Annotated in this window: 13 protein-coding genes; 1 reads left to right on the forward strand and 12 read right to left on the reverse strand. The window is 40.3% G+C overall.

Features of this window, described 5'->3' with window-relative positions:
* Positions 1 to 52: 52 nt before the first annotated feature.
* From ABVF21_RS18055 to ABVF21_RS18090, 8 genes are all read right to left on the reverse strand, one after another.
* On the reverse strand, positions 53 to 826 hold the full coding sequence (locus ABVF21_RS18055; RefSeq protein WP_371018741.1) for an enoyl-CoA hydratase/isomerase family protein: 774 nt from the start codon (positions 824 to 826) through the stop codon (positions 53 to 55).
* A 19-nt stretch (positions 827 to 845) separates the two neighbouring features.
* Positions 846 to 1,166 (reverse strand): EthD family reductase, encoded by a 321-nt coding sequence (locus ABVF21_RS18060; RefSeq protein WP_194220243.1) that lies wholly within the window; start codon positions 1,164 to 1,166, stop codon positions 846 to 848.
* Between the two features lie 25 nt (positions 1,167 to 1,191).
* On the reverse strand, positions 1,192 to 1,665 hold the full coding sequence (gene paaD, locus ABVF21_RS18065) for a 1,2-phenylacetyl-CoA epoxidase subunit PaaD (RefSeq protein WP_303533081.1): 474 nt from the start codon (positions 1,663 to 1,665) through the stop codon (positions 1,192 to 1,194).
* A gap of 18 nt (positions 1,666 to 1,683) precedes the next feature.
* A complete protein-coding gene (paaC, locus tag ABVF21_RS18070) occupies positions 1,684 to 2,460 on the reverse strand; it encodes a 1,2-phenylacetyl-CoA epoxidase subunit PaaC (protein WP_371018714.1) in 777 nt (258 codons plus the stop codon).
* Positions 2,460 to 2,801 (reverse strand): 1,2-phenylacetyl-CoA epoxidase subunit PaaB, encoded by a 342-nt coding sequence (gene paaB, locus ABVF21_RS18075; protein ID WP_303533085.1) that lies wholly within the window; start codon positions 2,799 to 2,801, stop codon positions 2,460 to 2,462. Before paaB ends, paaC begins: the two co-directional genes overlap by 1 nt.
* 6 nt (positions 2,802 to 2,807) lie before the next feature.
* Positions 2,808 to 3,740 (reverse strand): 1,2-phenylacetyl-CoA epoxidase subunit PaaA, encoded by a 933-nt coding sequence (paaA, locus tag ABVF21_RS18080; protein ID WP_303533243.1) that lies wholly within the window; start codon positions 3,738 to 3,740, stop codon positions 2,808 to 2,810.
* Between the two features lie 144 nt (positions 3,741 to 3,884).
* On the reverse strand, positions 3,885 to 5,411 hold the full coding sequence (locus tag ABVF21_RS18085) for a fatty acid--CoA ligase family protein (RefSeq protein ID WP_371018715.1): 1,527 nt from the start codon (positions 5,409 to 5,411) through the stop codon (positions 3,885 to 3,887).
* 245 nt (positions 5,412 to 5,656) lie between these two features.
* Positions 5,657 to 6,646, reverse strand: a complete 990-nt coding sequence (locus tag ABVF21_RS18090; RefSeq protein WP_303533089.1) for a lipoate--protein ligase — start codon at positions 6,644 to 6,646, stop codon at positions 5,657 to 5,659.
* Positions 6,647 to 6,816: 170 nt separating this feature from the next.
* Between ABVF21_RS18090 and ABVF21_RS18095 the strand changes: the two genes are divergently transcribed.
* Positions 6,817 to 7,011, forward strand: coding sequence for a hypothetical protein (locus ABVF21_RS18095; protein ID WP_303533091.1), 195 nt, complete (start codon positions 6,817 to 6,819; stop codon positions 7,009 to 7,011).
* A 159-nt stretch (positions 7,012 to 7,170) separates the two neighbouring features.
* Here the strand turns inward: ABVF21_RS18095 and ABVF21_RS18100 are convergent, their stop codons facing one another.
* From ABVF21_RS18100 to ABVF21_RS18115, 4 genes are all read right to left on the reverse strand, one after another.
* On the reverse strand, positions 7,171 to 7,911 hold the full coding sequence (locus ABVF21_RS18100) for an MBL fold metallo-hydrolase (RefSeq protein ID WP_371018716.1): 741 nt from the start codon (positions 7,909 to 7,911) through the stop codon (positions 7,171 to 7,173).
* A 5-nt stretch (positions 7,912 to 7,916) separates the two neighbouring features.
* Positions 7,917 to 8,867: a sugar-binding transcriptional regulator gene (locus ABVF21_RS18105; RefSeq protein WP_371018717.1), complete on the reverse strand. Its 951-nt coding sequence runs from the start codon at positions 8,865 to 8,867 to the stop codon at positions 7,917 to 7,919.
* A gap of 109 nt (positions 8,868 to 8,976) precedes the next feature.
* Entirely contained in the window at positions 8,977 to 10,977 is a 2,001-nt protein-coding gene (gene tkt, locus ABVF21_RS18110) for a transketolase (protein WP_371018718.1), read from the reverse strand.
* Positions 10,978 to 11,226: 249 nt separating this feature from the next.
* Positions 11,227 to 12,900, reverse strand: coding sequence for an alpha-glucosidase (locus ABVF21_RS18115; RefSeq protein WP_371018719.1), 1,674 nt, complete (start codon positions 12,898 to 12,900; stop codon positions 11,227 to 11,229).
* Between the last annotated feature and the right edge of the window lie 20 nt (positions 12,901 to 12,920).

The raw sequence follows: 12,920 nt of genomic DNA on the forward strand, positions 1-12,920 counted from the left end.
TAGCATCTATTCTTGATTTGCCCCCATTTTCCTGCTTTTTTTCTCTCATAACTTAACTGCCGTGAAAAATTGGTTTGCGTTTCTCGGTAAATGCTTGAATGCCTTCAAGATGATCATTCGTTTTTCCAGCTTCTCCTTGAGTCACAGCTTCCATCTCAAGTACTTCATCAAGATTACTTTCCCAACTTCTTTGAAAGTTTTGCTTAATGTGCTGCACCGCTTTAGGAGGAAGACTCGCTAAGCGATTAGCAAACTGGTTAATTCCTTGCTCCCAATACTCATTTGAGAACATGTCTGTCACAAGACCAAGCTCTTTGGCATCTGCAGCACTTACTTTCTCTCCAAGCATAGCAAGCTCCAGTGCTTTCGCATGACCAAGTAAGCGCGGTAGAAAGTAAGTGCTCCCAGAATCAGGAACAAGCCCAACATGAACAAAAGCTTCAATAAAGCTTGCACGCTCATGAGCTAACCGAAAATCACACGCTAGAGCAAGACTCATTCCAGCTCCCGCCGCTACTCCATTCACAGCAGCGATCACCGGCTTACTTGATGACGTTATTTCTTTCACCATTGGGTTATAAGTAGACCTGAGCATTTCCGCGTGATCCACACCTTCTTCAACGCTACCTAAATCTTGACCAGAACAGAAAGCTCTTCCATTACCTGTAATAACAATGCAGCGAACCTCTTGATCGTTTGTTGCTTGATTGACCGCTGTAGCTATTTCTTTGTTCATCAAGGATGTAAACGCATTCAATTTATTCGGTCGATTTAGACGAACCCAACTTACACGATCCTTCACTTCATACTCAATCGTTTCGAACATCTTACTAACACCGCCTCTTCTACTTTGTATCTGCTGTCTCTCCAACTTCTTCGCCAACCATTAGTGTAACAAGATCTCCCGCAAACCCCATCAAATCTTTCCCTGAGGCTTTTCCTTCTTGCGACTTCATACCAGCTTTCATCGCTTCGTGATCTTCATAATACATTTCACACATAAGATAGTAGTCACTTTTCCCCATTGGTGAACCAACTATTTTAGTTACTTCCATTTTTTTAAGACCGGGAATTTTTGATGTAATCGGAGCATGTGTATTAAAGTAATGTTCATCGAACTTTTGAGCATTTTCCGGTTGTTTGTACAATGCGATTAATTTGACCATTCTTCATCAACCTCTCTATTTTTAATTAAATCGACACAGGCTTCATCGCTTCAAATGGATTCTTACACGACCTGCAATACAATATACTTCGACAAGCAGCCGGCCCAAAAATATTGTCCATCGTTGTATACACTGATTCACAATAAGGACAGGGTACTCTCCATTCCTTCCCATCGTGTACTTCTGGGGGAGCAATGCCAAACTTTTTCAAGGCTTCCCTTCCTTTTGTAGAAACAAGGTCCGTTGTCCAGATCGGATACCGAATGAAAGTGACAGTTACAAAATCCACTTCAGGAATACTTTCTACAGCCAACTCAATATTCCTTTTGATCATATCTAGGGCGGGGCAGCCAGAGAATGTCGGCATAGCTTCAATTGTCACTCGGTGATTGGAGATGTGAACTTCGTGTATTATCCCAAGATCGACAACGCTTACAACTGGAATTTCAGGATCCTTTACAGTTTCAAGAACCTCCATGACTCTTTCTTTAAGAAACATTCTATGTTGTCCCCCTCCTTACCACTCAGCTGCAGGCACAGATTGATAGACTTCTGAAAGAGTAACCAATGCTGTCATTAAATGCGTTGTATGAATCCCGTTTCGTCCATCTCCTTGCTTCATGCCCATTGTAAAAGTAGACTCTTTTTTATTTAAGTATTCAATAAAACGTTGCTTAAGAATTTCCTCGCCTTCAATAAGCGAGAGGCGCACCATTTGATCTCCTAAACGACCGTATGAAAAAACACCACCTAGATCTTCAAGCACGGTGCTGATCGCCTTCTCCATTCTGATCCTCGCTTCAGAAGTACTATTCATTAGCTGTCCATACCACACTTCCCAGTGCATCATATGGTAGCTCATTTCAATAGAGATTTTTTGAACAATGTGTTGAAGAGGCTCATAAGATTCTTGTTTTATAGAATCAAGCCGGATTTTTTTTGCGAGTGTATAAAAGTAATTTCGGACAACAGTAAAAGCCCAATCATACGATGGATTATCTAAATAAGTCCCCGTTCCATTCGGTAACTCCACAAGCACTGAATTACGAAAATGCTCACTTGTTCGTTGATGTGTTAAAACATCAGCCTCGCCTTCACCAAGTTCTTCTAACAATGAATAATAAAGCGCTGCATGCCCCATTAAATCCTGGCTAATCGATGCAAACGCCACATCTTCTTCGATATGAGGAGCGAGGCCGAGCCATTCTGATCCCCTATAAGCTAGAATAAAGTCATCATCTGCTAATTGATAGATAAGTTCAATCATACATCGTTGATATTCCTCAGATTTCATTACCCCTCGCCTCCTCCCATAATGTCTTTTTCAGTAAGCTGTTCTTGCTCATACTGACGCCACTTTTTCCTTAAATAGCCGTATCCCTTAGTCTCACGATAATTCTTCTCCAGATGCTTCATTGCCTCTCGTTCCTCTTGACTCATCCGTTTAATATGATCACGTTTCACTACCCAAATATCAGCTGCCTGCTCTCTCCTAAAAAAATTTTCTTTCGCCATAATAAAGGCGAGCTCACGATTAGGTGCAAGAAGACTAAACTGATGCTGTAGTGATGCGGTATCCGTCTTCTTACTAAAAACCTCATAAACTTCATAAAACTGATTATTTTCTTCACTCACACCCTATCACCTCACTAAATTCGTTTTTACGCTTGAACCGAGTGCATCTCTTACCCAGCTATTCATCTCATATGAACGAACGCGAAGTGCTAATCGCTCTTTCGATTTAGGTCCATTTCCAGTAACAATTTGCTTGAATTCTTGCCAATCCGGCTGCTGATACGTCCATTGAGCAGTTGCTTCATCAAACGTTAACGTCTCATCTGGTATGGTTAATCCCAACGCCCAAACTCTTGGAACATACTTCGTAAGAAACTCCTGTCTCAGCTGTTCATTTGTTTTCGTTCGAAGCTTATAGCGCATATTCTTATCCTGATTCGTATGACCAGTATCCGCTTTTGATTTCGGTCCAAAAAACATAAGAAGAGATGGCCACCAATTATTAATAGAATTTTGTAACAAGGCACGCTGTTCTTTAGTTCCTTCCGCTAGAGCCATAATAATGCTTTCCCCATGCTGAGCATGAAACACCTCTTCCGCACAGATGCGTTTCAAAGCACGGCCATACGGTCCATAAGAAGTTCCTAACATCATCGTTTGCGAAATAATTGCCGCACCATCTACTAACCAAGCAATCACTCCGGCATCTCCCCAAGTCGGTGCCTCCATATGAAAAACATTATGGAATTTCAACCTTCCAGAAAAAAGGTCCTGCATAATGTCATCTCGATCTTTTCCTAGTGGTTCCATTAAATCCTCAGCTACACGAAGCAGTAGCTGTCCATGCCCCATTTCGTCCTGTACTTTCGCCATAATCGCAAGTTTCCTATAAAGGGTAGGGGCTTTAGGAACCCATTCTTTCTCTGGCAACGCCCCCATGATTTCACTAATTCCATGCATTGAAATTAACCTAATCAAGGCTTCTCGATAATCATCTGGCATCCAATCATCCGCTTCAATCTTTTCTCCCTTATCAATGCGATCCATAAACTTAGCCATTTGAGCTTCCGAAGTTCTCACTATTCCACACACCACCTATATAACGTTTATTTAACGTCATTATATTTTATTGTCATATAAATATCAATTGTTTTCTGATTATTCATAACAAAAAGCTGATCCCAATAGGATCAGCTTTTTTGTTTAGACGTTTATTTGTTTTCTAAGGGCTTTTCTCAGAATTTTCCCAGTCGTATTTTTCGGAAGTTCTTCAATGAATTCGATTGTCGTGGGACACTTATATTTCGCTAAATGTTCTTTGCAAAAGCTCATAACTTCTTCTTCTGAAATCTTTTGCTTCGTTACAACAAAAGCCTGCACAGCTTCCCCAAAATTCGGATCAGGTATCCCGACAACTGCAGCCTCTACAATTTCTGGGTGCTTGTAAAGAACCTCCTCTACTTCTCTTGGATAAACGTTGTAACCTCCGACGATTACCATATCTTTTTTGCGATCCACTATATAGAAGTACCCTTCTTCATCCATTCTTGCTAAATCGCCTGTAAATAGCCACCCTTCTTTAAGGGTAACGGCTGTATCCTCCGGCATTTTATAGTACCCCTTCATCACGTTAGGTCCCTTAACTGCCAGTTCACCAACCATCCCTACCGAAAGTTCTTGTCCAAGTTCATCAACTACTTTGTTTTCGACATTAGTGATGTTCCGACCGATTGAACCAGCTTTCCTAGGTCGGTCTAATGGATTGAAGCACGTTACGGGAGCCGCTTCTGATAACCCATATCCCTCAGAAATGCGGACATTAAACTTTTCTTCAAAACGGTGAAGAAGGGCGACAGGCAAGGATGACCCTCCAGAAATACAAATACGCATATGTTGAAAGTAGTCAGCACGGCCTTCAGGATATTGATAGAGGAAATTATACATTGTTGGTACACCAGCAAAAATTGTTGCTTTGTATTTCTCAGCAACACGAAAAACTTCTTGAGGACTGAACTTAGGAAGGATGACAATGGTTCCGCCTGATATAAGCGGTGCATTCATTGAAACAGTCATGCAGAATACATGAAACATCGGAAGGGCTGTAATCACCACATCCTGTGAGGAGATTTGGAGATATGATCCTGTATCTGATGCATTGCTAAATATATTCCTATGGGTAAGCATTGCACCTTTTGGTTTTCCGGTAGTACCGGATGTATAAAGGATAACAGCAAGATCATCTTCATTAATGGTTATTTCCGGTAATAACTTACCTTGATCTTCAAGCATGTTTGTAAACGTTTTCAATTTGGTGTTTGAAATCATTCTACTTTCTGTTCCCTCTCCAATATAAACAACAAGACCTACACCAGAAAGTTGATCGGCCATTTTTTCAACGAGAGGTAGTGCCTGCTCTAACGTCACGATTGCTTTCACATCTCCATTATGAAGGAGATAGCCGATTTCATCAGGGGTATAGATAGGATTGATTGGAATGATGACTGCACCCGCTCTTAATGCACCGTAATAACTAATTAGAAATTCCGGCGAGTTTCCTAAAATAAGGGCAACATGATCGTCTTTCTTTACTCCTTCTGCCGATAAATTCGCAGCAAACATAGAAACCTTATGCTCAAACTCTTTGTAAGATACAGCATTATCTTGATAAATGTATGCTTGTTTCTCAGGATAAGTGGCAGCTGTCTCTGTTAATTGCTGAGATAAATTCATTCGCTCTCCTCCTATGTGAATGAGTAATCATTCATTTTTAATTTTCTAAATATATTATATTGGAAGAAAATTTCAGTAGCAAGGGGAACAGAGTAAAGTTCATAATTTTAATCACAACAGCAAAAGTGTTTTTTTTGGAAAGATCGTGATAAAAACTAATACTCCCTTATTTTATTAAGCTAGTTAGATAGCCAATCTCACAGGAAATAAAAAAATTAAGAAGCTGGTCTCCCAGCTTCTTTCATCTAATAAAGAAGATCGATAAACTCTTCTTTTGTTATTTTCCCAAAATAATGAGAAACATCTAAATGTTGAAGTGCTTCTTCCAATGAACCAGGTTCATAGCGAACACCAACTAATTTGTTTTCAAGTTCTTTTACATCACCAACACCAAAGAAATCTCCAAAAATGGTAGCCTGTTCGATGTATCCTTTTTTAACTTCAAGTCGAACATCAATCGAACCAATTGGAAAGCGTTTGGAGTGCTGAACATTAAACTTCGGCGATCGACCATAATTCCAGTTCCAGTTTTTATAGCGCTCTTCAGCAATTTTGTGAATCGCCTCCCAATCCTTTTCCTTCAGATTATAAGATGGGATCTCCTCTTTCTCTTCGAAAATATACTGAAGGAGCGTTTGTTTAAACTCTTCTCGCGTCATCTCCCGATCCATATGCTCGCTAATATTCGTAACACGACTTCGAATCGATTTAATCCCTTTCGACTCGATTTTTTCTTTGTTAACTTTAAGTGCTTTTACGACATTCTCTAAGTTGACATTAAACATGAGCGTACCATGACTATACATTCTACCTTTTGTCGAAAACTGCGCATTACCTGAAATTTTCTTGCCATTCACGAGCAAATCATTTCGTCCACTTAGCTCTGCGTCGACACCAAGCTTACCAAGAGCCTTCACAACCGGATCCGTAAATTTCTTATAGTTATGAAAGCTGTTTCCATCATCCTTTGTAATAATACTAAAACTTAAATTACCCTGATCATTATAGACGGCCCCACCACCAGAAAGACGACGGATCACATCCACGTTATTTTCGCGTATATAACTCGTATCAATCTGCTCAATAGTGTTCTGGTTTTTCCCTACAATCACTGTCGGATTCATCGAGTAAAACAACAAGTAGGTTTCCTCAGGATCAAGCTCCTTCAAAATGTATTCCTCAATTGCCAGATTAAGCCCCGCATCCATGATATTTTCATTATCTATATAAAGCATAGCCTTACCTCCTGTATATTCTTCTTCTATTCTAATGAAATATCAGTAAGGAATCAAAACCTGATACTTATGACACCCTGACTAAAGAACGAAAAACCCCGCCTACACTACCCTTTCCCCGCTTTCGCTCTACGAATATTGTAAACAAACGTACTTTGAGGAGGAGCAATATGAAAATCGTTTATTACGAAAAAGGTGAAATCCCTGTCGTCGTAGGAGCATCAAACTTAAACTCAAGCCTAACCATTGAACAAATCAAATCCGAAGGCGAAAAAAAATCCAAAGAACTAGCCAGACTACTCGGCCGAGAAATCGGCTTCCTAATGGACATGAACGGAAAACTAGACTCAACATTAGGAGAATAAAGAAAAGCGAAAGCGCCCGTTTAGCCTCGACAAGCGCTGGAGCCTTTTCATTTGAACACGGTCTTTGTGTTCATTTTAGAGGGTGAAGCGATCGAGAGGCTGGGCGCTGCATAACATAAAAAAGCCAGAACGGTAACATCGTTCTGGTCTTCTTTATAACTATTTTTCGGAATTCCACACGAGCCCCGTAGGTGCAAGCATCACTTCACCATCAAAATGTTGTTTAGCATCCTTCTCAAGTTCTGATAAATCACCAAAGTGCGGAAGGTGTGTCAGCATCAGTGTAGATACATCCGCTTCTTTTGCAATTTTAGCAGCATCCGTACTATTCATGTGCCCCATCTGAGAGCCATCCATATCACTGTATAGATTACATTCTGAAATGAGTAAGTCAGCTCCAGCAGAAAACGTTTCAAATTCTTTCATATAGCTAGAGTCGGCAGTAAACACCATGCTATGCTCTCCATCTGTTATCCTTATTGCGTAACAAATAACCGGGTGCTTTGTTTTTTGAAAAGTAATAGAGAAAGGACCAAGTTCCAAAGTATCTTCTTCTCTATATTCCCTTGCTTCTGTATAAGGCTTATGATCCAAGTTATTAAATCCAACTTCATCATATGAATGACCATAGATTGGTAACACTGGAAGCTCAGATTTAATTTTTGATTGAATTAAGCGACCGTGGTAAAGAACCCCTGTATCTGCAATGTGGTCAGGATGGTAATGACTAATGATTACACTATCAAGTTCTTCTACAGATAGATGATGTTGGAGTTGAGATAGAACTCCACTTCCACAGTCGATTAAGAGGTTGTACCCCTCACTCTGAATGAGATATCCTGCACTCGCTTCTCCAGCCTTAGGGTATCCCCCCCATGGACCTAAAACAGTGATTTTCATGCTTTTTACCCCTCCTGTTTTTTCTCTAATAAGGCACGAGCCGTATAATGATCCGTTACCAAAACATTTGCGTAGCCACCTTGCAACGCCCCGTAAATCGCTTCAACTTTCTTCGGACCGCCTGCAGCTAATATTGATTTCTCTTTCCTTGAAAGATCTTCAAGATCAATTCCGATTGTTCGTTCATTTAACTCCTCATGAATAAGCATTCCCTTTTCATCAAAGAAGCGTGAACAAATTTCTCCTACAGATTTTGAATGAATCACTTCAAGCTCTTGTTCTGACACATAATCTGCTTGAACAATAACAGAGTCATTTGTTGGAATTCCAACACTATAAAGAGCGATATTCGCATTTCGGCCCATATCAAGCACACGCCGAATGTGCCTATCCTCTTCCATTGTTTGCTTTACAAGAAGGTGATCTACAATAGCCGGAACAGGCAAGAAGTGACTTGTAGCATGAAAGGCACGACCAATCATTTGAATGACTTCGTAGGCGTATGTGTTAGTTTCGGAATAACTAATTCCTCCGTTTAATTGTACAACTGAAACGTTTTTAAGTAATTGATGACGAAGATTCTTACCGATTTCATTCAGAGTTGTTCCCCAGGAAACTCCTATTAAATCATTATCTTGAATGGTGGCATTTAAATAATCAGCTGCAATTTTACCGATATGTTTTTTTACAATTTGATCTTCAAATTCTGGAACAATTGCGACTCTGGCATCTATAAGTCCATAAGCTTCTGCAAGATCGGTAGCAAGCAAATGCACATCCTGTGAAGGATCATGAATCTTAATTTCAACAATTCCTTCTCTTTTCGCTTGCTTTAATAAACGGGAAACAGTTGGCCTTGAAACCTCAAGTCTCTTAGCGATTTCCTGTTGACTATAGTCTAATTGGTAGTATAAGCGTGCGGCCTCTACTACCTTTGTAAGTTTATCCTTTTCCATAGCAACACCTGTATATTCAAAATTGGTTATCTTTTGGTAAGAAAAAGGCTTTCAGAAAGACCATTTTCGCCTTCTGAAAGCCTCTCACTCTCAACTAAAACCTATTGTATTATTTAGAGAGCATTGTCTTAACTTTAGTTACAACATTTTCAGGCGTGAACCCAAACTCTTTGATTACCGTATCGCCAGGTGCAGAAGCTCCAAAGCGATCAATTGCAAGGATATCACCTTTTTGGCCAACATACTTATCCCAGCCAAATGATACGCCCATCTCGATACCAAGACGTGCTGTTACATTGTCAGGTAGTACACTTTGCTTATAATCAGCAGACTGCTTATCAAAGCGATCCCAGCTTGGCATGCTGACAACTGATGCAGAAATACCTTCTTTTGCTAATAGTTCTTGAGCTTCAACAGCTAGACCTACTTCAGAACCAGATGCAAGAAGAATCGCTTCAGCATCTTCTCCACCAGCTACAACGTAAGCTCCGCGCTTAACACCTTCGTATGCTTGATCATGTGAATCTGTCACAACTGGAAGATTCTGACGAGAAAGCACTAGAGCAGTTGGGTGATTCGTTTCTTCAACGGATAGCTTCCAAGCAGCAGCCGTTTCGTTACCGTCAGCAGGACGAATAACTGAAAGACCTGGCATTGCTCGAAGTGAAGCTAGTTGCTCAACAGGTTCGTGAGTTGGACCGTCTTCTCCTACCGCTACGCTATCATGAGTGAATACGTATGTTACCGGTACTCCCATCAATGCAGATAGACGAAGTGCAGGGCGAAGATAGTCAGAGAATACAAAGAACGTTGCTCCAAAGATGCGAAGACCTTTATGAAGCGCGATTCCGTTCATCGCCGCAGCCATGCCGAATTCACGTACTCCGAACCAGATGTTACGTCCACTATAATCCGCTGGTGAAAAGTCCTGCTCATCTTTTAACATTGTTTTGTTAGAAGATGCAAGGTCAGCTGATCCACCGAAGATTTGCGCATTGTTTTTAGCAAGTGCGTTTAGAACTTCACCAGATGCCGCACGAGATGCTGTGCTTGTTCCTCTTTCATAAGTAGGAACTTCACTATCCCATCCTTCAGGAAGTTCATTATTTAGAGCAGCAGTTAATTGCTTAGCAAGCTCAGGATATTGTTCTTCATAGCGTGCAAACAATTCATTCCATTCCTGTTCTTTCTTACTGCCAGCTTCTTTAAATTCAGCAAACTGACCTTTCACTTCTTCAGGAATATAGAAGTCTTCGTCAAACGTCCACTTATAGTTCTCTTTTACAAGTGCAATTTCATCTTTACCAAGAGGAGCACCGTGAGAAGTATTTTTGCCGCCTTTGTTTGGAGAACCATAACCAATTGTAGTTTTCACTTCAATTAGTGTTGGTTGCTCAGTATTGTTTTTCGCTTGTTTAAGAGCGTCTGCAATTGTATCCATGTCATTACCATCTTCAACACGGATAACTTGCCAGCCATATGCTTCATAACGCTGTTGTACGTTCTCTGAGAAGGACTGATCAAGATCACCATCAAGAGAAATATCATTAGAATCATACATCACAATAAGACGACCTAATTTCAAGTGAGCAGCTAGAGAAGCTGATTCTGAAGATACACCTTCCATTAAGTCACCATCACCACAGATGCTATATGTGTAATGATCCACAACATTGAAGTCGTCACGGTTATATGTTGCTGCTAAATGACGCTCAGCCATCGCCATACCAGTTGCCATAGCAAGCCCCTGTCCAAGTGGACCAGTCGTTGCGTCAACTCCAGGTGTCTCACCAAATTCCGGGTGTCCTGGTGTATTGCTTCCCCATTGACGGAATGATTTTAAGTCTTCCATTGAAACATCATAACCAAATAAATGTAGCATGCTGTATAGAAGAGCAGAACCATGTCCTGCAGATAAAACAAAGCGATCACGGTTAAACCATTCTGGATTAGAAGGGTTGTGATTTAAAAATTGGCTCCATAGCGTATAAGCCATTGGTGCAGCACCCATCGGCATCCCAGGGTGTCCCGAGTTCGCTTTCTCAACCGCATCGATTGCAAGCGTACGAATCGTGTTAACAGCAAGTGAATCCATTTGAGTCGTTGTCATATGTATACACTCCTTTTTTTATATTGAAATTTAGTAAACACACTCATGAACAAATGTACATTTGTTATTATACATGACTTAATCAAAAAGAAAAAGGAAACCGATCACTTTTCATGTAAATTCTTTTTCCCAAAAATAGCTTCCCTCGAAACAGAGAATTCAATCCTTTTAAGACCAATAAAGTGATAACTAAATAAGCCTATGATAGCTTGTACAAAAGAATACGTGAGCGAATGCCCACGTTTCTTCCTATAGTAAATATGCTTTCACTTCATACGGTCTCATAATCGATTCATTCTGCAAGTGATGACTTACTTCCTGGTAATTATGAACCAGTAACTCTCCACCACTTAGTGTGTGAGGTAGCTTCATCTCACATGTTTCTTTTGAGAAGTTTGCTGCAAGAAGTAGGCTTCTACCATTATAGCTTCTTGTATACACGTACAAATTCTCATCTTCTTCTAAATGTAGCTGATAATCACCATGGATCATCACTGGAAGTTCTTTTCGAAGTCGAATCAAATTCTTATAAAAGTAAAAAGTAGAATCTTCATTACTTAAAGCCTTTCTCGCATTAATCTCATGATAATTGTCGTTTACTTTTAGCCACGGATTACCCGTTGTAAATCCAGCGTTCTCCTCTTCAGTCCACTGCATAGGAGTTCGCGCATTATCACGACCTTTTTTATGGATTGCTTCTAAAACTTTCTCTGGTGCTTCTCCCTTATCAATAACTTCTTCTTTATACATATTGAGCGTTTCAATATCTTCATATTCTTCAATTGAATCGAAGTAGACATTCGTCATACCAAGCTCCTGCCCCTGATAAATATAAGGCGTACCTTGAAGAAAATGAAGCCAGGCTGCAAGCATTTTTGCTGATGTTACTCGATATTCCTGGTCATCACCGAATACGGAAACTGAGCGAGGTTGATCGTGATTCTCCATGTAAAGACTGTTCCACCCATTTCCGTGTAGCTCAGTTTGCCATTTAGAAATAATTCGCTTTAAATCAGTGAGTTTCCACGGCTGCTGATCCCACTTCCCACCAGGTCCACTCGTCACATCCATATGTTCGAATTGAAAGAGCATGTTTACAATACCGGTGTCTTCATTTGTGTACCTTTTTCCATCCTCAGGTGTCGCCATTGGCATTTCACCAACAGTCATAGCATCGAATTTCTTCAAAACCTTTTCATTCATTTCATTCATATAATCAATAAATTTAGGTCCATTTACAAAATGCTCTCCTCCCCATTGATAAGGAGAATCTGCGGTTACTTCGGCATCCGGTAAACCAGGGGTTTTGGAAATCAAATTAATGACGTCCATTCTGAATCCATCCACCCCTTTATCTAGCCAGAATTTCATCAGATCATAGACTTCTTCTCTCAATTTTTCATTTTCCCAGTTTAAGTCAGGCTGCTTCCTTGAAAAAAGATGAAGAAAATATTCCAGACTCTCCTCATCGTACTGCCATGCAGACCCACCGAAAAAGGAGCCCCAATTGTTAGGCGGCTGATCCCCTTTTCCTTCTCGCCATATATAGTAATCACGATATGGATTATCCTTCGATTTCCTCGCTTCAGAAAACCATTTGTGCTCATCAGAAGAATGATTAACAACGAGATCCATAACTAGACGAATCCCTCTATTGTGCATCTCTTCTAACATCTCATTCCAATCTTCCATCGTACCGAACTCATCCATAATGTTTCGATAATCACTTATATCATATCCATTATCATCATTCGGTGACTGATACACTGGTGAGAGCCAAACGACATCTATTCCTAACTCCTTTAAATAATCGAGCTTTTCCGTAATTCCCTTAATATCGCCGATGCCATCACCGTTACTATCGTTAAAACTTCGAGGATATATTTGATAAACAACGCTTTCCTTCCACCACTGCTGTGCCATGCTGCATCCTCCTAGAAAAA

The sequence above is a fragment of the Pseudalkalibacillus sp. JSM 102089 genome (assembly GCF_041366475.1).
In the GTDB taxonomy this organism is placed as follows: Bacteria; Bacillota; Bacilli; order Bacillales; family Guptibacillaceae; genus Guptibacillus; species Guptibacillus hwajinpoensis_B.